Source organism: Nocardia sp. NPDC050412, from assembly GCF_044458825.1.
In the GTDB taxonomy this organism is placed as follows: domain Bacteria; phylum Actinomycetota; class Actinomycetes; order Mycobacteriales; family Mycobacteriaceae; genus Nocardia.
Genome location: NZ_JBITIJ010000015.1, coordinates 109,619 through 131,176, shown reverse-complemented (window position 1 = coordinate 131,176; position 21,558 = coordinate 109,619). Strand labels below are relative to the sequence as shown.

The 21,558-nt window shown below is 65.2% G+C and carries 22 protein-coding genes and 1 pseudogene; 14 read left to right on the top strand and 9 right to left on the bottom strand.

Translation table 11 applies throughout. From position 1 onward, the window contains the following. Positions 1–4: 4 nt before the first annotated feature. From ACIBI6_RS33355 to ACIBI6_RS33345, 3 genes are all read left to right on the top strand, one after another. Positions 5–469, top strand: a complete 465-nt coding sequence (locus ACIBI6_RS33355; RefSeq protein ID WP_364342178.1) for a hypothetical protein — start codon at positions 5–7, stop codon at positions 467–469. A gap of 291 nt (positions 470–760) precedes the next feature. Further along, positions 761–1,267 (top strand): hypothetical protein, encoded by a 507-nt coding sequence (locus ACIBI6_RS33350; protein WP_364342175.1) that lies wholly within the window; start codon positions 761–763, stop codon positions 1,265–1,267. 140 nt (positions 1,268–1,407) lie between these two features. Next, positions 1,408–4,701, top strand: a complete 3,294-nt coding sequence (locus tag ACIBI6_RS33345) for a protein kinase (RefSeq protein ID WP_396958873.1) — start codon at positions 1,408–1,410, stop codon at positions 4,699–4,701. Here ACIBI6_RS33345 and ACIBI6_RS33340 read toward each other — a convergent pair whose 3' ends face one another. Then, on the bottom strand, positions 4,702–4,968 hold the full coding sequence (locus ACIBI6_RS33340; RefSeq protein WP_364342169.1) for a hypothetical protein: 267 nt from the start codon (positions 4,966–4,968) through the stop codon (positions 4,702–4,704). Between the two features lie 90 nt (positions 4,969–5,058). Between ACIBI6_RS33340 and ACIBI6_RS33335 the strand changes: the two genes are divergently transcribed. Together ACIBI6_RS33335 and ACIBI6_RS33330 are read left to right on the top strand one after the other, a co-directional pair. After that, entirely contained in the window at positions 5,059–5,196 is a 138-nt protein-coding gene (locus ACIBI6_RS33335; protein WP_364342166.1) for a hypothetical protein, read from the top strand. Beyond that, entirely contained in the window at positions 5,186–5,605 is a 420-nt protein-coding gene (locus ACIBI6_RS33330; protein ID WP_396958872.1) for a DUF6262 family protein, read from the top strand. Before ACIBI6_RS33335 ends, ACIBI6_RS33330 begins: the two co-directional genes overlap by 11 nt. 515 nt (positions 5,606–6,120) lie before the next feature. Here ACIBI6_RS33330 and ACIBI6_RS33325 read toward each other — a convergent pair. Continuing rightward, positions 6,121–6,579, bottom strand: a complete 459-nt coding sequence (locus tag ACIBI6_RS33325; RefSeq protein ID WP_396958871.1) for a winged helix-turn-helix transcriptional regulator — start codon at positions 6,577–6,579, stop codon at positions 6,121–6,123. Between the two features lie 79 nt (positions 6,580–6,658). On the opposite strand from ACIBI6_RS33325, the pseudogene ACIBI6_RS33320 reads away from it, so the two are divergent. Beyond that, positions 6,659–7,339, top strand: a pseudogene (locus ACIBI6_RS33320) (SDR family oxidoreductase); the annotation flags it as partial. Then, entirely contained in the window at positions 7,316–7,681 is a 366-nt protein-coding gene (locus tag ACIBI6_RS33315) for a DUF1330 domain-containing protein (protein ID WP_327101617.1), read from the top strand. The pseudogene ACIBI6_RS33320 and the gene ACIBI6_RS33315, both read left to right, overlap by 24 nt. 310 nt (positions 7,682–7,991) lie before the next feature. On the opposite strand, the gene ACIBI6_RS33310 is transcribed toward ACIBI6_RS33315, so the two are convergent. The 7 genes from ACIBI6_RS33310 to ACIBI6_RS33280 form a co-directional block, all read right to left on the bottom strand. After that, positions 7,992–9,161, bottom strand: a complete 1,170-nt coding sequence (locus ACIBI6_RS33310) for a CoA transferase (protein ID WP_364342157.1) — start codon at positions 9,159–9,161, stop codon at positions 7,992–7,994. Positions 9,162–9,201: 40 nt separating this feature from the next. Then, positions 9,202–10,137: a CoA ester lyase gene (locus tag ACIBI6_RS33305; protein WP_364342154.1), complete on the bottom strand. Its 936-nt coding sequence runs from the start codon at positions 10,135–10,137 to the stop codon at positions 9,202–9,204. Positions 10,138–10,139: 2 nt separating this feature from the next. After that, positions 10,140–10,625, bottom strand: coding sequence for a MaoC family dehydratase (locus ACIBI6_RS33300; protein WP_364342151.1), 486 nt, complete (start codon positions 10,623–10,625; stop codon positions 10,140–10,142). 112 nt (positions 10,626–10,737) lie between these two features. Then, a complete protein-coding gene (locus ACIBI6_RS33295) occupies positions 10,738–11,226 on the bottom strand; it encodes a MaoC family dehydratase (RefSeq protein WP_364342148.1) in 489 nt (162 codons plus the stop codon). Next, the gene (locus ACIBI6_RS33290; protein WP_396958870.1) at positions 11,223–12,224 is read right to left on the bottom strand and encodes an acyl-CoA dehydrogenase family protein; all 1,002 of its coding nucleotides are present in this window, start codon (positions 12,222–12,224) and stop codon (positions 11,223–11,225) included. Before ACIBI6_RS33290 ends, ACIBI6_RS33295 begins: the two co-directional genes overlap by 4 nt. Then, a complete protein-coding gene (locus ACIBI6_RS33285) occupies positions 12,221–13,450 on the bottom strand; it encodes an acyl-CoA dehydrogenase family protein (RefSeq protein ID WP_396958869.1) in 1,230 nt (409 codons plus the stop codon). The genes ACIBI6_RS33290 and ACIBI6_RS33285 overlap by 4 nt, the downstream gene beginning before the upstream one ends. Before the next feature lie 29 nt (positions 13,451–13,479). Continuing rightward, positions 13,480–14,286, bottom strand: coding sequence for a maleylpyruvate isomerase family mycothiol-dependent enzyme (locus tag ACIBI6_RS33280; protein WP_364342139.1), 807 nt, complete (start codon positions 14,284–14,286; stop codon positions 13,480–13,482). Between the two features lie 256 nt (positions 14,287–14,542). On the opposite strand from ACIBI6_RS33280, the gene ACIBI6_RS33275 reads away from it, so the two are divergent. The 7 genes from ACIBI6_RS33275 to ACIBI6_RS33245 all read left to right on the top strand — a co-directional run bounded on the left by ACIBI6_RS33275 (position 14,543) and on the right by ACIBI6_RS33245 (position 21,400). Beyond that, on the top strand, positions 14,543–15,199 hold the full coding sequence (locus tag ACIBI6_RS33275) for a TetR/AcrR family transcriptional regulator (RefSeq protein WP_396958868.1): 657 nt from the start codon (positions 14,543–14,545) through the stop codon (positions 15,197–15,199). A gap of 17 nt (positions 15,200–15,216) precedes the next feature. Beyond that, on the top strand, positions 15,217–15,855 hold the full coding sequence (locus ACIBI6_RS33270; protein ID WP_396958867.1) for a TetR/AcrR family transcriptional regulator: 639 nt from the start codon (positions 15,217–15,219) through the stop codon (positions 15,853–15,855). Between the two features lie 537 nt (positions 15,856–16,392). Further along, positions 16,393–17,667, top strand: a complete 1,275-nt coding sequence (locus tag ACIBI6_RS33265) for a cytochrome P450 (RefSeq protein WP_364342130.1) — start codon at positions 16,393–16,395, stop codon at positions 17,665–17,667. Next, the gene (locus ACIBI6_RS33260) at positions 17,643–19,067 is read left to right on the top strand and encodes an aldehyde dehydrogenase family protein (RefSeq protein ID WP_396958866.1); all 1,425 of its coding nucleotides are present in this window, start codon (positions 17,643–17,645) and stop codon (positions 19,065–19,067) included. The genes ACIBI6_RS33265 and ACIBI6_RS33260 overlap by 25 nt, the downstream gene beginning before the upstream one ends. Beyond that, positions 19,064–19,960, top strand: a complete 897-nt coding sequence (locus tag ACIBI6_RS33255) for an SDR family NAD(P)-dependent oxidoreductase (RefSeq protein WP_396958865.1) — start codon at positions 19,064–19,066, stop codon at positions 19,958–19,960. The genes ACIBI6_RS33260 and ACIBI6_RS33255 overlap by 4 nt, the downstream gene beginning before the upstream one ends. 13 nt (positions 19,961–19,973) lie before the next feature. Further along, positions 19,974–20,168, top strand: a complete 195-nt coding sequence (locus ACIBI6_RS33250) for a ferredoxin (protein ID WP_327098883.1) — start codon at positions 19,974–19,976, stop codon at positions 20,166–20,168. Between the two features lie 2 nt (positions 20,169–20,170). Beyond that, positions 20,171–21,400, top strand: a complete 1,230-nt coding sequence (locus tag ACIBI6_RS33245) for an FAD-dependent oxidoreductase (protein WP_364342119.1) — start codon at positions 20,171–20,173, stop codon at positions 21,398–21,400. The last annotated feature ends 158 nt before the right edge of the window (positions 21,401–21,558 follow it).

The window sequence follows — 21,558 nt, the reverse complement described above, 5'->3', positions numbered from 1 at the left end:
GGCGATGTGGTTACGGGCGCCCGGCTCCGTCCGGGACGGCAGTTGGTCGTGCGCGGGAGGGCGGCGCAAACTCGCCAGACATCGCGCCGCTCTAGAGGCCGGTGCGGACCCCACGATGGTCGCCGAGTGGAGCAGCGACATACACCGCGAACGGACCGTCCTGGCCGCTCAACTTACCGCCGCGACGAATCACGCCGTCCCCGCTCAACGAATGAGCCGCGACGAAATCCGTCAACTGGTCGATGCACTCGGTGGAATCCTGGCGATCCTGCGGGCTGCCGACCCCGGCGACAAGCTGGAGGTATACCGCGAACTAGGGCTGAAACTCACCTACAACCACTACGACCACGCGGTTACGGCCGAGACGAACCCACGGCCAGGTGTTGGCGTACTGTCTGTGTCCGGAGAGGGTATCGACCAGTACGCCAACCTCCTGCAACACCGAAAACTGCTAGTCATCGGCAAATAGCGGGGGCGTGACGGTTCTGGTCCGGTTGTCGCAGGCTCGTGTTTCTGGCGGGGCGTGTCGAGTATGGTACGGAGTCTCGACTCCATTCTGTTCCCGCTCGTCGTTCTGATCGCCTATCGCTCCTTCGGGCCGCATCTTGAATGTCCGAATCGCGTTCTGTACGAGTGTGTTGGGGTACCGGATGCGTGCACGCTGCCCACCGCTGAGCAACCGATCCGGGTCGCGGAGTTCGACAGGTTCTTCGCCGAGTCGGTGAGCCGCCGGCCGGACCGGACGCGGCTGGATCTGCTGGTGGCCGTCGACGCCGAACCGGCCGGTGGTGATCTGGCCGTCCGGGAAACGGGCTGCTGTTCATTCTTCACCTTCGCCTTCGACACCACCGATCCGGGGCCAGTGATGTGTGTCGAGGTCCCCGGCACCTACGTGGCCGACATCGTGGCGCGGCTATTCGTCATTCCCGGTAGAGATCTGAACGCGGTGCGCGCAACCGCCCGGCGGGACATCGCGGCTTACCTGAACGTGCCGGTATACGCGGATTTCACCGCTAGCTGGGCCGGGGCGAACAATTGGAGCCGATGTGGCGGGCATGGCGGGCCGGTGATCGCGCGGGCCGCAATACCCGACGAGCTCATAGACGAACTATTCCTTTACGGTACTTCTACTCAAATCGCTACTCGCATAAGGGATTACGTCGAAGCTATCGTTACCATACGGGTCCTCGCGATCATGCCGGCCGCCAGAGAAATGCCTCCCTCATCCATTGCAGAAATAGGACGTGCGTACATCGGCGATAGCTGATTGGCCGCCAGCAGATCCGATTACTGGCAGCGATAGTCACGCCTCGGCCCTACCGCCGATGCTGCAGGGATACGCTATTAACGAAGAGTTAACGCGCGTTGCCCAGTGCAAGGGACGTGCCGGCGGATGGTACACAGCCGATGGCCGAGGATGATCCTTTTCGGACAGTCCGTGACGGCTTCGAGCTGGTCACGGAGGAGTTGAGCGCGGCCGGGTTCGCCGACGCAGAGGAGATCGGGCGGGGTGGTTTCGGTGTGGTATTTCGGTGCACGCAGGCGGAGCTGGACCGAACGGTGGCGGTGAAGATCCTGACCGCCGAGCTGGATACCCAGAATCGGGCGCGGTTTTTCCGGGAGCAGCAAGCGATGGGCCGGCTGACCGGGCATCCGAATATCGTCACCATGCTGCACGCGGGTACCACCGAGCAGGGGCGCCCGTTTCTGGTTATGCCATACCACCCGTTGGGTTCTCTGGATACGCAAATCCGAGAGCACGGTCCGTTGTGGCTCGAGGCCGTGTTGTGGATCGGGGTGAAGATCGCCGGGGCGCTCGAGAGCGCGCATCGGTTGGGCATTGTGCATCGCGATGTGAAGCCGGGAAATGTTCTGCTGACCGACTATGGCGAGCCGGCGTTGACCGATTTCGGTATCGCGCGGATCTCCGGGGGGTTTCAGACAGAATCGGGGATCTTGACCGGGTCGCCGGCATTCACCGCCCCCGAGGTGCTCGAGGGCGAGGCTCCCACTTCCGCCACGGATGTCTATGGGTTGGGCGCCACCATGTTTTGCGCATTGACCGGCCATGCGGCCTTCGAGCGGCGCAGCGGGGAGAACGTGGTGACCCAGTTCCTGCGGGTCTCCACGCAGCCGGTGCCGGACCTGCGTGAGAGCGGCATTGCCGAGGACGTGTCCGCGGTGGTGGCGACGGCGATGAGCCGGGATCCGAAGCAAAGGCCGTCGGTGGCGGCGCTCGGGGAGGCCATCCGGCAGGCACAGCGCCGCCACGGCTTCGCGGTCGAGGAGATGGCGCTGCAGGCCGAACCGAGCCTGCAGCATCGAGGTCGGAAGTCGCCGCCGCAGGGATGGTGCCCGCCTGCGGTACCGCCGTTGGATCACCGCGGCGCTGGTATTTTGCCGCTCGAGTTGACCAGTTTCGTCGACCGCCGCACCGAGGTGGCGGAGGTGAAGAATTTACTGGCCTCGTTGCGGCTGGTGACGTTGACCGGGATCGGCGGGGTCGGCAAGACACGGCTGGCGCTGCGGGCGGCTTCTACGGTGCGCCGGGAGTTCGCCGACGGGGTGTGGCTGGTCGGGTTGGCCGACGTGTCCGACCCTGCGCTGCTGGTCGTGGTGGTGGCAGGTGCCTTGGGTTTGCGCGATGAGTCGGCGCGGCCGCTGCGGGAGGTGGTGGTCGAGTTTTTGTCCGGCCGGGAGTCGCTGCTGGTGCTGGACAATTGCGAGCAAGTGGCGGCGGCGGTGGCCGAGCTGGTCGAGACGTGGCTACGGTCCTGTCCGAATTTGCAGATTCTGGCAACGAGCCGCGAACCGCTGGACATTGCCGGGGAGGTGGTGTTGCGGGTGTCGCCGCTACCGGTGCCGGACCCGGATGGGGAGGTGTCGGGGCGGGGAGTTGCCCGCTATGAAGCGGTGACTCTGTTCTCCGACCGCGCGACCGCGGTGGTGCCGGGGTTCGAGCTCACGGAGGACAACAAGGCCACCGTGGCTCGGATTTGCGCCCGGCTGGACGGTCTGCCGTTGGCGATCGAGCTCGCGGCGGCCCGGGTGCGCACGATGTCGCCCGAGCAGATCCTGCAGCGCCTCGACGACCGGTACACGCTGCTCACCCGCGCCAGCCGTACCGCGCCGACGCGGCAGCAGACCCTGCGCTGGTGTGTGGACTGGAGCTATGCCTTGTGCACCCCGTCCGAGCAGCGGCTGTGGTCTCGGTTGTCGGTGTTCGCCGGCGGTTTCGAACTCGACGCCGCCGAAGATGTCTGTGGTGCCGATCTGGCGGCGGACAGTCCCCTGGATGTGTTGTCCTCGCTGGTGGACAAGTCGATCCTGATCCGGGTCGAGGACAAGGGGGTGGTGCGGTTTCGGATGCTGGAGACGTTGCGGGACTATGGTCGGCAGAAGCTGCAGGAGGTCGGCGAATACGCTGATATGTGTGGTCGGCATCGTGACTGGTACCAACGGTTGGCGCTGGACGCGGAGTCGGGCTGGATCAGTGACCGGCAGCCCTACTGGCTGGCCAGGCTCGAGCGTGAGCAACCGAATCTGCGCGAATCGCTCGAATACTGCCTGGCCGAGGACAGTGAGCAGGCGGCCGAAGCCGGGTTGCGGATCACCAGCGCGCTCTTTATGTTCTGGAGTTTCCGCGGCAAATACGGCGAGGCTCGATCCTGGATCGAGCGGGTGCTCACCCATCCCGCCCGACAGTCCATACCCGACCGTGTCAAAGCGCTGTACGTCGGCTGTGCCCTGGCTGCGATGCACGGCGACTTGGAGGCGGGCGCCACCTTGCTCGAGCAGGGGCGGGTGCTCGCCGAACAGGCTCCAACCCCGATGACCCAGGCGCTGATCACCTATGGCGCCGGCGTCCTGGAGTTCTATCGCGGTGAGCTTGCCGCGGCTTCCACCTCGTTCGAACGAGCCGCCGAGATCTTCCGCTCCGATCGGAGTGGATACCTCTACGTTGCTGTTCTGACCGGGCTCGGTTGGGTTCATGAAATGGCCGGCGACGCAAAACGGTCGGTGGAGTATCACCGGCAAGTGCTCTCGATTACCGAGGCGTGCGGCGAATCGCTGTTCCGGGCCTCCGCGCTACGCGACATAGGTATTGCCGCCTGGCTGGAAGGTGACTGGTCCAGGGCGATCGAGCTGGTCGAAAATTCCTTGCGAATCAACCGCCGGATGGGCAGCCCCGTCAATGCGGCGTTGAGTCTCGACCCGCTGGCCTGGATAGCTGTCGACAGCGGTGACACTGAGCGTGCGGCAGTGCTGCTCGGGGCTGTGCAGGAACTGTGGCGGTCCGTGGGGAACCCTGCGAGCATTGTCCCGATGCCGCAGTATCACGACGAATGTGTGCGACTAGCGCGCTCCGCCCTCGGGTCACGTGGATACGATTCGGCCATTCGGCGCGGCCAAGCGATGGGCATGGACGAAGCCGTGTCTTATGCCCTCGGTGAGCAGTTCATCGACACGTCGCATACGTCGGGTCCGTGGGTACCTCTGACCCGGCGCGAGCGGCAGGTCGCAGATCTCATCGCCGAAGGGCTCACCAACAAGCAGATCGCCGCCAAACTGGTAATCTCGCAACGCACCGCGCAGGGCCATGTGGAACACATCCTCACCAAACTCGGATTCACCTCCCGCACCCAGATCGCAGCCTGGATCGCAGAGGGCACCGAGCGACGGATTCCACGACCGTCCTGATCATTCGAGGAGTTGGCCGCGATCCTCACCCCAGGAACCAGCGTGTAATTGTCGCGAGTCAATGTCAGGCTGGGGGAATCCCGCTGCAACCCCGGTCGCGGTGTGGTGCCCGAACTCGGAACTGTTGGGGCCGAGCTCGAGGTATCCGAGCGCAATGAGCGAATCGAATCCGTCGCCCAACATGCCGGTATACCCCGTCGCGACCGGACCGATCTGTTGGCCCGGCGTCGTGACTTTCCGGCCTTCGGTCACGTAGTCGTCGGGCATCGGTCTACTACTCCGTTGGATATGCGCCGAGATCGCCGGGCCCAGTGGATGAATTCTTGTGTCGGACAGGAGGTTTGCGGATGGCGTCGTTTGATCGACAACGCGAAGAGCTACGGTCACGCACGCATCGCCGAAATGAACCAGCAGCTCGCCGAGAACCTCGACCGTATGATCGGGGAGCTGGGAGACGGCCGGGACCAGATCGAGGGGGCCGCGGATGCCGGCTGACAACTCTCACCTGATCGTTGCCTCAGCCCGTGGACGAGCTGCGGCAACCCGCCGACACGCGACCGCCGCTCTGCGGCGGATGGACGCCGCCAGCAGCCCGATCACCTTCGGGACCCTCGCCCGTGAAGCGGGCGTCTCCAGGTCTTCGCTCTATAACCAGCCCGACCTGAAAGCTGAGATCGAGCGGCTTCGAGTCGGTCGCCGTCCCGCGTCTGCGACCCGGACGATCCCAGATCGGCAACGGGCGTCCGACACCTCGCTGCTGCAACGTCTGGAGGCTGCCACCGAACGCAATCGTCGACTGGAGGCCGAGAACGGGGAACAATGGCTGCCGGGTGACGGCACAAACGCCCAAGAGGCTCAGAAATTCTCGGCGACGTGCTTGCCGAGATCGAGTTCGACTCCCTGAGGCTGCTGCAAGCCGCGTTCGGACAGGCTGCGCACGCGATCCGCGTTCTCCGGACGCCCTGGGGCCTGGACCGTCTAGCTGAGTTTACTACCACCCGCCAGATGGCACGTACGCCTGCCGTGCGGGAGCAGGCGGCTCGGGCAGGTTCTGTCGCGGGATGACGGTGTGCATCACGTGCGAGATCCCGCACAGGCAAAGGGGCGCGGCAGGTGAGCAGAAACAACCGTGCGTCCCCTCGCGGACCGGGCTGATTGCACGCCGGGGCATGTGACGACGAGACGGGCTGCCATACGACCGGCGAACCAGACCGGTCAAGGAGGCGCAGCCGGGGACATCCGCAGCGGACGCCGGACATAGACGGCGCTGCGGGACCAGCGGCCGGCCAGCCGTCAGGTGCGGCGGCCGCCGGCGAAGGCCGCCTGCTCCGAATTGCATGGAGCGGGCCGCAAGGCCTGCCTCGTTCGTTCGCGTCCGGTCATGGAGCCTGGAGGGTCGCGTCTGATCTGAAAGCTGCGCTACTTCCGGCCGGGGGAGGCGGCCGTCGGAATCAGTGCCATGGAGCTTTCGTCGACTTCGTTTCCGTCATCGTCGATGAACCCGACATGCACCGGTCGTTCGGTGCCCGCGACCCGGCGCAGGATGCTCGGCCCGTCCGGCCACGGCAGGTGCTTGTCGCCCCATTGCTGCAGGGCCAGCAGGACGACGAGGAGTTCCCGGCCGGCATCCGTGAGCACGTACGAGAAGCGAGCCCGCTCTCCCGGTTCCCGGTAGGGCACCTTCTCCATCACGCCGTATGCGACCAGCGTGTTCAGGCGTGCGGTGAGAACGTCCGGCGCCACACCGAGCCCGCTGCGGAACTCCGAGAATCGGCTCGACCCCGCCACGGCCTCGCGCAGGATCAGAAACGTCCAGCGCTCGCCCAGCACCTCCAGACTGCGGGCGATAGCGCAACTGTCATTCGGAATCCTGCCCATGCCGCAAGCCTACCCTGAGTTGACCATTCCAACTCAGAGGGTCTAAGTTGGAAAATCCTATCCAGCAGGGAGTGCTCTTATGCAGATCGAAGGACAGACCGCACTGGTCACCGGGGCGAACCGCGGCCTGGGACGTCACCTGGCAAAGCAGTTGCGCGACCGGGGCGCGACCGTCTACGCAGCAGCCCGCAATCCCGCAGCCGTCGACCTCGACGGCGTGAAGCCGATCGCCCTCGACGTGACCGACCCCGCCTCCATCGCCGCCGCGGCAGAGACGGCCAGCGACGTGTCGATCCTGGTCAACAACGCCGGTTCGGCCACCTACGCGTCGCTGCTGACGGGCGACTTGACGGACATCCGCCTGGAGATCGACACCCACTACCTCGGCACCTTGGCGGTCACCCGGGCATTCGCCCCCCAGCTCGGCTCTCACGAGAGCAGCGCGGTGCTGAACATCCTGTCGGTCGCCTCCTGGATCAACCACCCCGAGTTCGGTGCCTACTGCGCCGCCAAGTCGGCCTCCTGGTCGATGACGAACGGGCTGCGCCAGGAACTCGCCCCGCAGGGCACCCGGGTCTCGGCGCTGCACGTCGGGTACATGGACACCGACATGACCGCCGGCCTCGACGCGCCGAAGGCCGACCCAGCCGACATCGCGCGCATCGCCCTCGACGGTGTCGCCGCCGGCACCCTCGAGATCATCGCCGACGAGACGAGCAAGACCGTGCTCGCGGGTCTGTCCGGAGGCATCGGCGCGCTCTACCCGCAGTTCGGGACGGGGAAATTCACGCCCGCTTACGTCATCGTCAACTTCGATGTGCTCGACGAGCAGGCCGGCTTGGCCTACGCGGCCGTGGCCCAGCAGTCCATCCTCAACCACGGCGGCCATTACCTGGTCGCGGGACCCGCGCCCAAGCCCGTCGAAGGCACCTGGGACTCCTCCGGGTTCGTGGTCATCGAGTTTCCCGACATGGACCGGATCCGGGAGTGGTACGACTCCGCCGAGTACCGGCGGGCCCGGGAGATACGAAAGGACAAGGCCCGGGTGGCCATGCTGTTCGCCGAGGGCGCACCGCCCGAGGGCTTCTCCCGCCCGGCCTAGCCGTGCCGCTGGTGCAGTTGGACGCGCGGGTCCGCAACGAGAAACGGCGGGCGCCCGCCTGTCAATGGCCACTTTCAGGTGGAAACACGTCAGGGTGGACACGGGTACTGGCGTGATGTTCTCACGCCGCCGGTGATCACCAGAAATCCTGTGCGCCACTGGCGAACAGACCGATCTGATGGCCCGGGGTCGTGACTTTCCGGCCTCCAGTCACGTGGCCCTCGGGCATCGGTCTGCTCCGTTGGTTGTGCGCCGAGATCGCCTCGCCCAGTGGATATCCTTGTGTCGGACAGGAGGTTTGCGGATGGCGTCAAGCGAGGTTCCACTCGGCGATGATGCCGTCGACATCGTGCTCACCGAGCAGTGGGCCGCGCCCGTAGACCCGGCTGGGTGTGCGGGTCAGTTTGATGGGCTGACCGGCGACGGTAACCGGGGTGTCGCTGCCGGGTTGTTCGATCGGTACGAGCATTTCCCGCGCGGCGGTGTGCGGGTCGGCGTAGATGTCGGCGATCGAATTCACGGGACCGATCGGCACCTTCCCGCCGAGGGCGTCGACGACCTCTTTCGTCGTCGTAGTGGCGAGCCACTCTTCCAAGGCGGACCTGACCTCGATACGGTGGCGAACCCGAGCTGAATTGGACGTGTACCGCGCGTCGACGGCCATTTCCGGGCGACCCATAGCTTCGCAGATGATGGGCCATTGTTTGTCGTTGGCGGCCAATGCGATCCAACCGTCGGCGGTGGGCAGAATGTCGAACGGGCACAGCAGCGGATGCGTATTGCCTTGTGGCGCAGGGACGTTACCAGTGTAGGAGTACTGGTAGACGGTGCGTTCACACATCGATAGCACAGCGTCGTACATGGCGACGTCCATGAACTGTCCCTCGCCGGTCCGGCGCGCGTGATGCAGTGCGGCCAGAATGCCCACGGCCAGCAGTGTGGCCGGGAACAGGTCTCCGATGCCGGGGCCGGACTTGATCGGTGTTCCGTCGGGCGTGCCGGTGACTCCTAGGAATCCGCCCATCGCTTGGGCGACCACGTCGAATGCGGGCCAGCTCCTGTAGGGGCTGTCGCCGGTACGCGGATCTCCGAATCCGCGCAGGGTCGCGTAGACCAGCCTTGGATTCTCCTGCTGGAGAACTTCGTAGCCGAGCCCGAGCCGGTCCATGACCCCGGCGGCGTAGTTCTCGACGACGACGTCGGCGACGCGCACCAGTTCGAGGAGCTTGCCCTTGCCCTCTTCGGTCTTGAGGTCGAGCACGACACTGCGTTTTCCTCGGTTGACCGACTGGAAATATCCGGCCAGGCCGTCCCGGGAGTCACCCTCCCGGTACGGCCCGACCGTCCGAGTGGTGTCGCCCTGTGGAGGTTCGACCTTCACCACCTGCGCGCCGAGATCGGTCAACAGCATGGTCGCGTACGGGCCGGCCAGCATGGCCGTCAGATCGACGACCCGCACGTCTTCGAGCGGTCCTGGCATGACGTTCACCACCTCGGTGTTGATTTCAGTATCGGCCGGATCAGAGCAGCCCGCACAGGCGCGCGCGCTCCAGTGTGGTCTCGAAGACCCGGGTGGTAGCGGCGTCGACCATGATCCCGTTGTAGTTCGCCGCGCCCATTCCCTGCGCCTCGGCGTCCTGGACCGCGGTGACGATCTCGGTCGCGGTCTTGATCTCCGCTTCGGTGGGGGCGAAGACGTCGTTGGCGATGGCGATCTGGCTGGGGTGGATGCACCACTTGCCGACGCCGCCGAGGGTGGCGACCCAGCTCGCGTCGCGGCGGTAGCCCTCGGGGTTGGCGAAGTGGGCGTAGGGGCCGTCGATGGCGTCGATGCCGTTGGCGCGCGCCGCCACGATCATCCGGGTACGGGCGAAGTGCCAGATATCGCCGGGGTAGGCGCCGACCTCGCCCTCATCGGCAACTCCGACGTGACTGGCGCGCACGCCCTGGCTGGCCGACAGGTCGCCGATGCCGAGGATCAGCGCTTCGAGCCGTGGTGAGGCGGCGGCGATCTGCTCGACGCAGGCCAGTGCCTCGGTCTCCTCGATGAGCAGTTCCATGCCGATGCGGCCGACTTCGAGACCCAGCTTGTGCTCCAACTGGGTGAGCAGGTCGTCGACGAACCAGACATCGCGCGGCGACTTCACCTTGGGAACGATGATCACGTCGATGTTGGGGCCCGCACCGGTGACGACTTCGATGATGTCGTCGTGGCACCACTGGGTGTGCACGCCGTTGACACGGTAGGCGCGTACCTTCGTGCCCCAGTCCAGGTCGTTGAGCCCGGCGATGATGTTCGCACGGGCGCCCACCTTCGCGTTCGGCGCCACCGCGTCCTCGAGATCGAGGAAGACCAGGTCGGCGTCGCTGGCGGCGGCCTTGGCGATCATCTTGGGGCTGGTGCCCGGGGTGGACAGTTCGCTGCGGCGCAGGCGATTCGGTCGGGTGGCGGTCATGGTCAGCTCCAATGCTTCTTGCGTTTGATGAGGACAGTTCGCTCGCCTTCGAAGACCACGGTCTCGTCTTGGCGGCGACCCCAGTGTTTGAACCGGATGACGCCTGCGTCGTCGCGATCGGGGGCTTCGGTGGTGGCGAGCACCTCGGTGAAGGCCTCGATGGTGTCGCCGTGGTGTACGGGTGCACGGAACCGCAGTGCGGTGCAACCCAATTCGGCAAGCGCGTGTTCAGCGGTGTCCTGGGATGCCAGGCCGAACACCATGGATGCGGTCAGTAGGCCGAAGACGAGGCGGCCGCCGCCGAGCGGCGAATCCGTCAGGTAGTGCTCATTCCAGTGCCCCTGCGCGGTATTCATCGCCAGCTTGGACAGGTATGCGCCTTCGACCTCGTCGATGGTCGCCGCCCGGGCATGGCGAATGCGCTGACCCACGGCGAAGTCTTCGAACCAGCCGGTGGCCCCGAGTAGATCGGCATCGGATCGGCTCATGATCGGGCCTCTTTCGATAGGAGACGGTCGGTGGATCGTCGAGCTTTGTTCTGCGGCGCAACGTCTTCCGAGGGCCGCCGTGGGCCGCTGCGTTCCAGGGCGGTGGCGGCGCTCACCGCAGCTTCCGTTGCTCGACGAGATTGGTCCGCTTGAAGTCGAGGACCAGTTCACCGCGGTCGTTGTGTGCTTCGGTTCGCCAGGTGACGATGCCGACCCCGGGCCGACTGGCCGAGATCCGTTTGTCCAGCACCTCGGACCGGGCGGTCAGGGTGTCACCGGGGTACACCGGAACGTGGAAGACGCAGTCCTCCACCCCGAGAAACGGCCCCCCTGCCTCGCTGAGGTCTTCCACCGACAGCCCGACGACGGTGCACAGCGCCAGCATCGGATGTACCACGGTCGACGGATGGCCGTAGCTGCGGGCGAATTCGGAGTTCAGATACTGCGGCAGCCAGTTGCAGGTTGCCGTGCAGAACAAGGTGTTGTCGGCTTCGGTCAGGGTTCGGCCCCAGTGGTGGGTCATCTTCTGTCCGACGGTGAAATCTTCGAACTTGTTGCCCTTCGGGGCCAGTGGGAAGGAGGTGAAATCCGGATCGCTCATAGGAGGGTCTCTTCTCGAGTTTCTAGGGTCAGAAGAGCGACACGGTCCAGGTGCTCGGCTTCGTCACCGAGCAATAGACGGTCGACCTTGGCGCGTCGCCAGAACAGATGCGCGTCGTGCTCCCAGGTGAAGCCGATACCGCCGTGGAGCTGGATCAAGGTTTCAGTCACCTCCTCCAGAACACGGGAGCTATAGGCCTTCACCGCCGAGGCGGCCAGTGGCAAGTCCTCGGGGGAGTGATCGGCGGCCCACGCCGCCCACCACATCAGGGAGCGGAGCTGGTCCACATCGACCCAGGCATCGACCAGACGGTGTTTGATCGCCTGGTAGGAGCCGATCGCACGGCCGAAAGTTGTTCGGGTGCGGGCATATTCGACACCGATCTCGACGACGCGATCGGCGGCGCCGAGATCTTCCGCGGCGAGGATCACGGTCGCGATTTGGCGGGCGCGTTCCCACAGCTGTCCGGCATCGGTTCGTAGCACGGTTCGGTCGGTCAGCCGCACCGAGGCCAATCCTCGGGTGGCATCGATCGGTTCGCCGGCGATCGGCTCACCGGTCCCCACGACGAGGGTTGTACCGTCCAGAGCGAGGAATTCGGTCGCGATACGCGCGTCGATCGAGGGCGCCGAGCCTTCCGGTGAGCCGTCGAGCACGGCATACGCGGCCGACCCGTCCGCGAGCGCGGCCAGTCGTTCGGTGTCACCGTCCAGCAGGACGGCGGCCCGCGCCGCGGTGACCAGTGACGGACCGGCCAGCACCCGCCCGGCTTGTTCGGCAACCACCGCGACGTCGAGGATGGACTGCCCGATCCCGCCGGCGGACTCGGGTGCCATGAGCCCATAGAAACCCAGCTGCGCCAGGCTCTTCAGTCCCGGGCGGGCTTCGCCGGGTTCCTTCAGCAGGGCGCGGGCATGAGCGAGGCAGTCCTGCCCTTCGAAGAATTCCTTCGCGGCCGCAGCGAATTCGCGCTGGTTGTCGTCGAGGTCGAAGTTCACGATCGGCCTCCCTTACTTGCCGAGACTGGCTGCGTATCCGTCCGAGGTTCGGGCGGCAGTCCGAGGATTCGCTCGCCGAGGATGTTGCGCAGGACCTCGTCGGTGCCGCCCGCGATGGCCGTGCCGGGCACCGATGCCTGGGCGGTCGGCCACAGCCACTCACCCTTCGAAGTTCGGCCGTAGACGGCCTCCGGACCGAGCAGCCGCACTCCGAGATCGGCGCCGGCGCGCGCGGTGCGCACGGCCGAGAGCTTTCCTGCACTGGCCTCCGGGCCCGGGATCTCGCCGCGTGCAATGGCGGTCAGACGCCGATAGCCGGTGTAGCGCGTCGCCAGCGATTCGACGACGACCCGGCCAAGCGCTTGGCGGGCCAGCACTTGCGTATCGCCGGGCAACCCGGGCAGGCGCTCGCGGGCGTGCTGGATCAGCGCTTCGAGGCGGACACCGACCTCGTTGCCACCACCACCGACAGCCAGGCGTTCATTCATGAGCGTGGTCAGCGCGACCCGCCAGCCATCGTTCACCGCACCGAGCCGCTCGATATCCGGAATCACCACGCCATCGAGGTACACCTCGGTGAATTCATGGTCCCCGTTCATCTGCTCGAGCGGGCGCACCGTCACACCGGGTGCGCGCATGTCGACGACGAACATCGTGAGTCCGCGGTGTTTGGCGACAGTGTGGTCGGTGCGAGCCAGCAGGATGCCGTACGCGGAGTATTGCGCGCGGGTGTTCCACACCTTTTGCCCGTCCACCCGCCACGTGCCGTCCTCCTGCCGGACCGCGGTGGTGCGAAGTGCGGCGAGGTCGCTACCCGAACCGGGCTCGCTGAACAGTTGGCACCACATGTCGTCGGCGCGGAGTAGCCGTCGGATGTAGCGTGCCTTCTGGTCCTCTGTGCCGTGGGCGAGCACGGTGGGTCCGCACATGCCCAGGCCGACGAAGTTGGCGAGGGCCGGGATCGCGGCTAGGGCCAATTCCTGGGTGACGATGGCCTGCTGCATGGCCGTGCCGCCGCGGCCGCCGTACGCGATCGGCCAGGTGACGCCCACATATCCGGCGTCGTAGAGCAGTGCCTGCGTACGGCGTAAGTCGTCGATGTTCTCCACGCCCGGTTCATTGAGGTACTCGCCGTCCCCATGGACCAGCTCATCATGGTGAGCGTTCAAGAATTTCCGGACTTGGCGCCGGTATTCGGCCTCGGCCGGTGTGTCATCGAAATCCACGCGGGATCCTTTCTGGGCGTGTCCCGCCGCTAGATGATGTTCAGCGCGTCCAGCAACGGGACCGCGGCGAGCGAATCCGAGCCGGAGATGATGCAATCCGCCCGCCAGCCACGGCGTTTGGTGCCCCAGGCGATGAAGGCGTCCGCATCCGAGGTCACGATGACGTCGGCGCTGCCGTGCTCCTCGACGACCAATCCGCCCGCGGGGTCGGGCCGGTGCACGGTCCATTCGCTCGCGCCCGGCCCGGTGAACCGGAAGGTGATCGGAACGGTGACGGTGTCGTCGAGTTCATTGCCCTGCATCTGCGGCAAGCCGAGCATCATCCAGACGACCGCAGCGTGCACGATTTCGCCTTCCGGTTCGGGCAGGCTGCGCTGGAGCGGGCCGGCGGGTCCGAGCAGATCGTGGCGGAGATGGCAGTGATAGTCGAACACCTGCGCGTTCGCCAGCGAATGCATCGGGTATACGCCCAGTCCCGGTACCGGAAAGGGTTGGGACGCAGTGGGTTCGGCCTGGAATGAACCCACCAGCTCGACCAGCTTCGGACTGTAGGTGCGGTATTCGTCGACGACTTCATCGACCGACCAGCCGTGGCGACGAGCCACCGCGACGTCGTGCTGGCGTTCCCTGTTCTCGGGCAGCGGGGGAGCGTCGGCAGGCTCCGGCAACGGATCAAGGACGGCTCGCGCACTGGCGCCCAGGTGGGCGATCACATCGCGCACTCGCCAGCCGGCACAGGCGGAGGGCAGCAGCCACTCGTCGGCGCTGAGGCTTTCGAGGACGTCGTCGAGCTGAGTGCGTACGGCCTGCCAAGCGGCCATTGCCTCTGAGGTCATTGGGGACCTACCTCTTCGTAGGGAACTGTTGTGGCGATGTAGGCCCAGACTGACGTAAGCGGGACCATCGGAATCCGATGTGGGCTGGAGCACACCGGAGCGGTTCCATGACTCTACGAAAAAATTATCTAGCTGACAACTTAATTTTCTTCTGCGCAGGTCAGCAAGCCTGAGGAGGTGGGTGATCAGTAGGATGCGGAGATCGAATGGGAATATCGCCCCTCGCAAGCGCAGGTGGCGAGCATGGAGGATCACTGTGGCACGTGTGGATCGCAACCTGCCCACCCCGAAGCAGGCGCGTTCGGAACTGTCGACCAGTCGACTCCTGGACGCGGCGGCGGATCTCATCGCTGAGGGCGGCTACGAGCGCATGACGCTGGCGGCGATCGGCGTCCGCGCGGGCTATAGCCCCGGGCTGGTGACCGCACGGTTCGGTTCGAAGGAAGGGCTGCTGTGGGCGCTGGTTGAACGCATGGTCGTCGACTGGCAGGGTAGGTCGCTGCGTGAGGTCATCGGCGGTACGACCGGTGCGGTCGCGATCCGGGCCATGCTGGCCGAGCTGAAGTCCAGTTGGCTTCGTTCGCCGAACCGGATGCGTGCGCTCTACATCCTGATGTTCGAGGCGTTGCTGCCGGTCCCGCTGCTACAGCAGCGCATGCTCGAACTGCACCGCGATCTGCGAACTTCGGTGCGTGGCGTCATCGAATCGGGTATGGCCGAGGGGACGGTGGGGTCCGACGTCGATGCCCAGGCGGTGGCCCGCCTGGTGGTCGGCGGTCTGCGTGGTGCTGCCTATCAGGCGATGCTCGATCCCGAGGATGTTGCCGTGGATCGAGCCCTCGATGACCTCGGCCTGCTGGTCGATGCGCTGCTGCCGGTAGGTGTAGATCGTGGGGCCGAAAAAATTGGTTAGTCAGCTACAATTTTTTGATGCATATTGAGGTCGAGTCGCTCAACGGGCATCAAGCGCGCTCGCAGCTGTCCACGCGGTTGCTGCTGGAAGCGGCGGGTGAACTGGTCGCCGAAGGCGGGTATGCGAGCATGACCCTGGCCACGGTCGGTGAGCGTGCGGGCTACAGCCGCAGCCTTGCCACCGCGCGGTTCGGTTCCAAGACGAAGTTGCTCGAGGCGCTGGTCGATCGAATCGTCAGGCGTTGGACGATTACGACGATCACGCCTCGGGCCGAAGGTCTTTCGGGGCTCGACGGTTTGATGGTTTTGCTGGAAGGCATCCGGGATCAGTACCGGCTCGACCGCCGATCGTTGCGGGTGCTCTATGCCCTGATGTTCGAAGCGCTGGGGCCTGGCCAGGAGTTGCGGGAGCGCTTTGTCGAGCTGCACCGGGAGACCTGGGAAGTGCTCGCCGGACAGATTCGACGCGGAATCGCCGACGGCTCGATCCGCGCGGCCGTCGATCCGGTGGTGGAAGCGCAGGTCGTCGTTGCGATGTTGCGCGGGGTCGGCTACCAGTGGAGGTTGGACCCCGAAGCATTCGATCCGGTGCCGCCGCTCGACCATATGATCGAGACGACGCGAACCCGGCTCGGCGCCGCTCGCCTGGGTGCGTAGCCGGTCGGCGAGCTGGATGCGGCGGTGGGCTGCGGATCCATGCCCGGTGTCGAATCGGTGACGGTCACCGTGTCCTGACCGATTGATGAGTGGACCGGTTCCGCAGCCGCGAGCCCGGTCCTCGTCGTTCCAGCGATATGGTCGCGTTGTTGCGGTGCGCTGGTCCGCTGCTAGCGGTTCAGTGCCCGGGTGTGTGCGCCAGCATCGGCTTTACCGACTTGAGCTGGGGAAACAGTGGCAGAAAAAAATTAGTGGTTGACAAAATAATTTTTGAAGTCATGCTAGGTGACATGACTCACAGCGAGGTGGAAGCGATCGACGCGTACGCCGAACACCGCGCGTCGACGTCTCGCTAGCAGTCTCTCGACGGCGGGTTCGCGACAAAATTCGGCGATCACGGCACCGGGTGTCTCTCCGACATGTCCGGTATTGCTCCCCTAGGGGCGGGCATGGCCCGAGCAATAACCTCGGCTAATTCACAGCAGCCGTAGTCGACTCCGTCAGGAATATGAAGCAGAAAAATTCGGAGGAAGATAAATGACTTTCAAGCCCGGCGACGTCAATCTCGCCGACCCGGACCAGCTACTCGAGGTGGGCATGCCTCCGTACGAGTACTTCGCGACATTGCGCCGCGAGGCGCCGGTGCATTGGAATCCGCCTCCGGATAAGCCGATCGGCGGTGCCATGCCGATGAATCGCGGATTCTGGGTGCTGTCCAAGTACCAGGATGTGAATATGGCCTCACGAGATGCAGAGTTGTTCTCGTCCTGGTTGGGCGGCCCGGTCCTCTACGACCCCAATCCAGATGCCCCGCCTGGCAGTCCGCACACCTTGGAAGGTCAACGGACCGGCTTGATGGGAAAGGATCACCCGGAACACACGGCTTACCGCAAGCTGGTGTCGGCCGGGTTCACTCCCAAGAACATCGCGAAGCTGGAACCGATGATCAAATCCCACGCCAAGCGGATCATCGACCGCGTTCGTGACGCCGATGACGGCGAGTTCGTCTTCACCGTGGCCGCCGAACTTCCCATGATGACCCTGACTGAACTGATGGGTGTACCCAAGAGCGATTGGAAGCAGTTCTTCGAATGGGGCAACGCCATCGCCGCGGTCGAAGACCCCGACACCGATGCACTCCAGGTTGCGATGGAGCTGTTCGGGTACTGCCATCAACTGGTCGAGGAAAAGCGAAAGAATCCCGACGGCAGCATGCTGAGCAATTACGCCAACAAGGATATCGACGGCGAGCGGCTCACCGACTTCGAGATCAATATGTTCTTCCTCACCCTGTCGATTGCCGGTCACGAAACGACCCGAAACACAACCGCGCACGTAATCCGCCTGCTGAGCGAATTCCCCGAACAGCGCGCGGTGCTCTTGGACGATCTGCCGGGGCGGTTGCCGAACGCTATTGAAGAGACGCTGCGTTTCTCGCCGCCGGTGGTGCAGTTCCGGCGCACCGCGACTCGTGATTTCGAGCTGCACGGTGTTCGGATCGAGGAAGGCGACAAGGTTTACCTGTCCTACGCTTCGGCGAACCGGGATGAAGAGGTGTTCACCGATCCGGACCGGTTCGACATTCTGCGGCCCAATGCCGATCAGCATTTGTCCTTCGGTGCCGGACCGCACTACTGCATGGGCACTACGCTGGCACGGTTGCAGATGCGGACGATTCTGGAGGAACTACTGACCGCCCGCCCGCAGGTGCATGTGAGTGGCCCAGTCACCCGTCTGCGCAGCATCTGGTTCAACGCCTTGACGGAAATGCCTGTCGAGTACGGCGCGTGCCCGGCACCGGTGGCGTTGTGAAGAAGTACGGGCACTGGATCGGCGGAGTGGACACCGCGCCGGTCAAGGGTGAACACCTGACATCGACCCGCCCCGGCACCGATGCGGTGGTGTGCGAGATCGCCGCTGGTACCGAAGCGGATGTGAATGCGGCGACGGAGGCCGCAACCGCGGCGCTACCGGGTTGGCGATTCCGCAAGCCGGGGGAGCGCGGCAGAATTCTGGCAGCGATCGCGGCGGGGTTGCGCGACGAATCAGCTCGCCTGGCCGAACTCGAGTCGGCCGAATCGGGCAAGCCGGATTGGCAGACTCCCATCGAGATCGAAGGAGTCGCAGCCTATTTCGACTTCTACGCTGGGCTGGCGAATCTGCCGGGAGGCGAGATCATCGATCTAGGCCCAGGGGTGCACGGCTATACCCTGCGTGAGCCGTTCGGCGTCGTCGGCGTGATCACACCGTGGAACGCGCCGCTGAACCAGGCCGCGCGGGCGATCGCACCCGCATTGGCCGCAGGCAACGTCGTGGTCGCCAAACCGTCGGAGTTCACCTCGGCGACCACGCTGGAACTGGCTCGAATCGCAGCTGCCGCTGGCCTGCCACCCGGTGTGCTCAATGTGGTCACCGGAACCGGCGTGGATGTCGGCCGACCCCTTGTCGAACATACGTCGGTCAGCAAGGTCGCGTTCACGGGTTCGGTACGCGCCGGGCGCGAGATCGCGCACATCGCCGCCGACCGGATTCTGCCTCTGACCCTGGAACTAGGCGGGAAGTCCGCAAATATCGTGTTCGCCGACGCGGATTTGGCGGCCGCGGTCAAGGGCTCGATCAACGCCTTCGTTCTCAACGCGGGCCAGATCTGCAGTGCCGGAACCCGTCTGCTGGTCGCGGAGGAGATCCACGACCGATTCGTGGAAGCGTTGGTCACCGGCCTCGAACAGATCAAGCCCGGGCAGACCTACGGTCCGATGACCACAGAGGCGCAGTTCGAAAAGGTGCTGTCCTATTTCCGGGTTGCCGAACAGAACGGGGCCACGCTGGCCTACGGTGGCGCGGCGGTCGGAGATGGGTGGCTGGTGCAACCGACCGTCTACACCAGGGTCACGAACGATATGACGATCGCTCGCGAAGAGGTCTTCGGCCCAGTACTCGTCGTGATTCCTTTCTCATCGGAGGAGGACGCAGTGCGGATCGCCAATGACTCGCAATACGGCCTCGCTGCTGGGCTCTGGACGAAGGACCTGTCGCGAGCGCATCGGGTCGCAGCGCAGTTGGAGGCCGGGCAGGTCTACGTCAACGAATGGCAGGCCGGTCTCGTCGAAGGGCCGTTCGGCGGCTACAAGTCCAGCGGCTACGGGCGCGAGAAGGGCATGGAGGCCCTCCATCACTACACACAGACCAAATTCGTGGCGGTGAAGCTGTGAAGTTCGAAGGACGGACCGTCGTCGTCACCGGTGCTGGTAGCGGTATCGGGGCAGCGCTTGCCGAAGCAGCCGTTGTGCGCAAAGCCGCCGCAGTAGTAGTCGTCGATATCGATTCCTTCGCGGCCAACGCCACCGCGCAGAGGATTTCCGAATACCGGGTGCCGGTGGTCCCGTTCGCGTGTGACATCTCCGATGTCACGGCCGTGGAGCGGCTCGCCGACGAGGTGGAGCGGACACTGGGCACGCCGGGGTTGGTGTGCGCCAACGCGGGTGTCAACACTCCGTCGGCACCGCTGCTCGACGCGAAACCCGAGGATCTGAATTGGGCGCTGTCGGTGAATGTCACCGGCACTTGGGCAACGCTGCGCGCGTTCGGTCGCCGGATGGTCGCCGCCGCCGCCCCAGGGTGGCTGCTGGTGACCGCTTCCGAGCACGCGATCGGAATTCCTTTTCCCGGCAATGGTTTCTACACAGCCACCAAGCACGCCGTGCTGGGCCTGGCCGATGTCCTGCGGCGTGAAATGCCGCCGCATGTCGGCGTCAGCACCATGATTCCGGGGCTGGTCTCGACCGGACTGTGGCGTTCGGGGGCGCAACGGCCCCGCGAACTCGGCGGGCCGATCCCGGAAAATGAGCTCGCACGTGCACTGTTGGCGCACGGCATGGATGCGGCCGCGGTGGCCGGCATGGCATTCGATGGTGTCGAAGCCGAGAGATTCCTGATCGCGACGCACGTCAATGCGCGCCAGTACTTCGACGCGCGTGCAACGGATGTCGACGAAGCGTTCACCGCGCTGCGATCCTCCGAGCGGGACAACAGGTCCTACGACGTCTTGGAGATCGTCGCGGAGCTGACTGCGGCACATGCCGGTGAAACCCAGAAGAACCCCTGAAGTAAGGCACGACATGAAGATCGAACTCGACCGGACGAAGTGCACCGGCCTGGGCATTTGCGAATCGTTCGCACCGACTGTTTTCGAAGTGAACGACGAAGGTGAGCTCGTCCTGCTGAGCGACACCGTCCCCGACGGGCTGCTGGACGATGTCAAGAAGGCGTGCGAGGGCTGTCCGACGGAAGCGTTGACGCTGGTGGAGGAGTGACCGTGTGCCCAGCCCGCGCCACAGCACCGCTTGTCGTCGTCGGAGCCTCGCTGGCCGGGTTGCGGGCCGTCGAGGGCGCGCGCAAGAGCGGCTATACCGGTCCGATCACTCTGATCGGAGCCGAGAAGCATCTTCCCTACGATCGGCCCCCACTGTCGAAAGCGTTCCTGGACAACGCGGAACCGGAAGAGACGCACTTTCGCACCGAGCAGATGCTCGCGGGCGAGCTCGGCGTCGAACTCGTCCTCGGAGCACCGGCGACGCGACTCGGTACCGAGCGCAGAGTCGTCGAAGTCGGCGACTCCGAGTACCCCTATCGCGCATTGGTCATCGCGACGGGAGCTACGGCGCGTTCGTTCCCCGGAACCGAGGGACTGTCGGGTGTCCACACCCTGCGCACTCTGGATGACGCGCGCGCCGTGCGGTCGGCATTGGATGCCGGAGCCAGGACCGTGGTCGTAGGGGCCGGCTTCATCGGCTCGGAGGTGGCCTCCGCGGCCCGCAAACGGGGACTCGATGTCACGATCGTCGAGGCGTTTCCGGTGCCGCTGGTGCGGGCGGTGGGTGAGCGGATGGGTCCGGCGTGTAGCTCCCTGCACACCCGCAATGGTGTTGAGTTGCGTTGCGGTGTAGGCGTTTCCGCGATCGATGGGCAAGGCTCGGTAGAGCGGGTCCGGCTGGCGGACGGCACCGTCCTGGACGCGGACCTGGTTGTGATCGGCATCGGGGCCACACCCGCCACCGACTGGCTGGCCGGCTCAGGCGTTCGCGTCGACAACGGTGTGATCTGCGATGAGTATCTGCGGACTTCGGTGCCCGACGTCTATGCGGCCGGCGATGTCGCGCGTTGGCGCAACAGCCTCTTCGGCCGCGAGATGCGGCTCGAACACTGGACGAGTGCTGCGGAACAGGGAGCAATCGCGGCGCGGAACGCGCTCGGCGAGCATCCCCTCTCGGCGTACACGACGGTGCCATATTTCTGGTCCGACTGGTACGACAGTCGCATCCAGTTCGTCGGCGTGCCGGATGAGGGCGAAGTGCGCGTCGTCTGTGGCGACGTGAACGACGGCCGATTCGTGGCGCTGTACCGCAGTGGCGAACGCCTGGCCGGAGTGCTGACCATGAACGAACCGCGCGAGATCATGAAATACCGCCGTTTGATAGCCGAGCGCGCCAGTTGGTCGGCAGCACTCGAATTCGCCGCGACGCGTGCCCGAGTCGCGGTGTCGTAGCCGGACGCCCTGCTCAACCAATCGTGATTGATAGCACCGACTTTCAGAAGAACTCGGAGTAAGAAATTGGGTGGAAAGCTATACGCGGCTGCTTTCGTCCTGCCCACGGACGCAGCGACTGCTGGCAGCCTGGCGATGCTCGGACTGGACGGCGGCAC

Coding starts and splice junctions, on each gene's coding strand:
- ACIBI6_RS33265 (WP_364342130.1), top strand. CDS start 16,393: ATGACTTTCAAGCCCGGCGACGTCAATCTCGCCGACCCGGACCAGCTA.
- ACIBI6_RS33340 (WP_364342169.1), bottom strand. CDS start 4,968: ATGCCCGACGACTACGTGACCGAAGGCCGGAAAGTCACGACGCCGGGC.
- ACIBI6_RS33355 (WP_364342178.1), top strand. CDS start 5: ATGTGGTTACGGGCGCCCGGCTCCGTCCGGGACGGCAGTTGGTCGTGC.
- ACIBI6_RS33295 (WP_364342148.1), bottom strand. CDS start 11,226: ATGAGCGATCCGGATTTCACCTCCTTCCCACTGGCCCCGAAGGGCAAC.
- ACIBI6_RS33300 (WP_364342151.1), bottom strand. CDS start 10,625: ATGAGCCGATCCGATGCCGATCTACTCGGGGCCACCGGCTGGTTCGAA.
- ACIBI6_RS33250 (WP_327098883.1), top strand. CDS start 19,974: ATGAAGATCGAACTCGACCGGACGAAGTGCACCGGCCTGGGCATTTGC.
- ACIBI6_RS33310 (WP_364342157.1), bottom strand. CDS start 9,161: ATGCCAGGACCGCTCGAAGACGTGCGGGTCGTCGATCTGACGGCCATG.
- ACIBI6_RS33270 (WP_396958867.1), top strand. CDS start 15,217: ATGCATATTGAGGTCGAGTCGCTCAACGGGCATCAAGCGCGCTCGCAG.
- ACIBI6_RS33325 (WP_396958871.1), bottom strand. CDS start 6,579: ATGGGCAGGATTCCGAATGACAGTTGCGCTATCGCCCGCAGTCTGGAG.
- ACIBI6_RS33280 (WP_364342139.1), bottom strand. CDS start 14,286: ATGACCTCAGAGGCAATGGCCGCTTGGCAGGCCGTACGCACTCAGCTC.
- ACIBI6_RS33330 (WP_396958872.1), top strand. CDS start 5,186: ATGCCGGCTGACAACTCTCACCTGATCGTTGCCTCAGCCCGTGGACGA.
- ACIBI6_RS33305 (WP_364342154.1), bottom strand. CDS start 10,137: ATGACCGCCACCCGACCGAATCGCCTGCGCCGCAGCGAACTGTCCACC.
- ACIBI6_RS33345 (WP_396958873.1), top strand. CDS start 1,408: ATGGCCGAGGATGATCCTTTTCGGACAGTCCGTGACGGCTTCGAGCTG.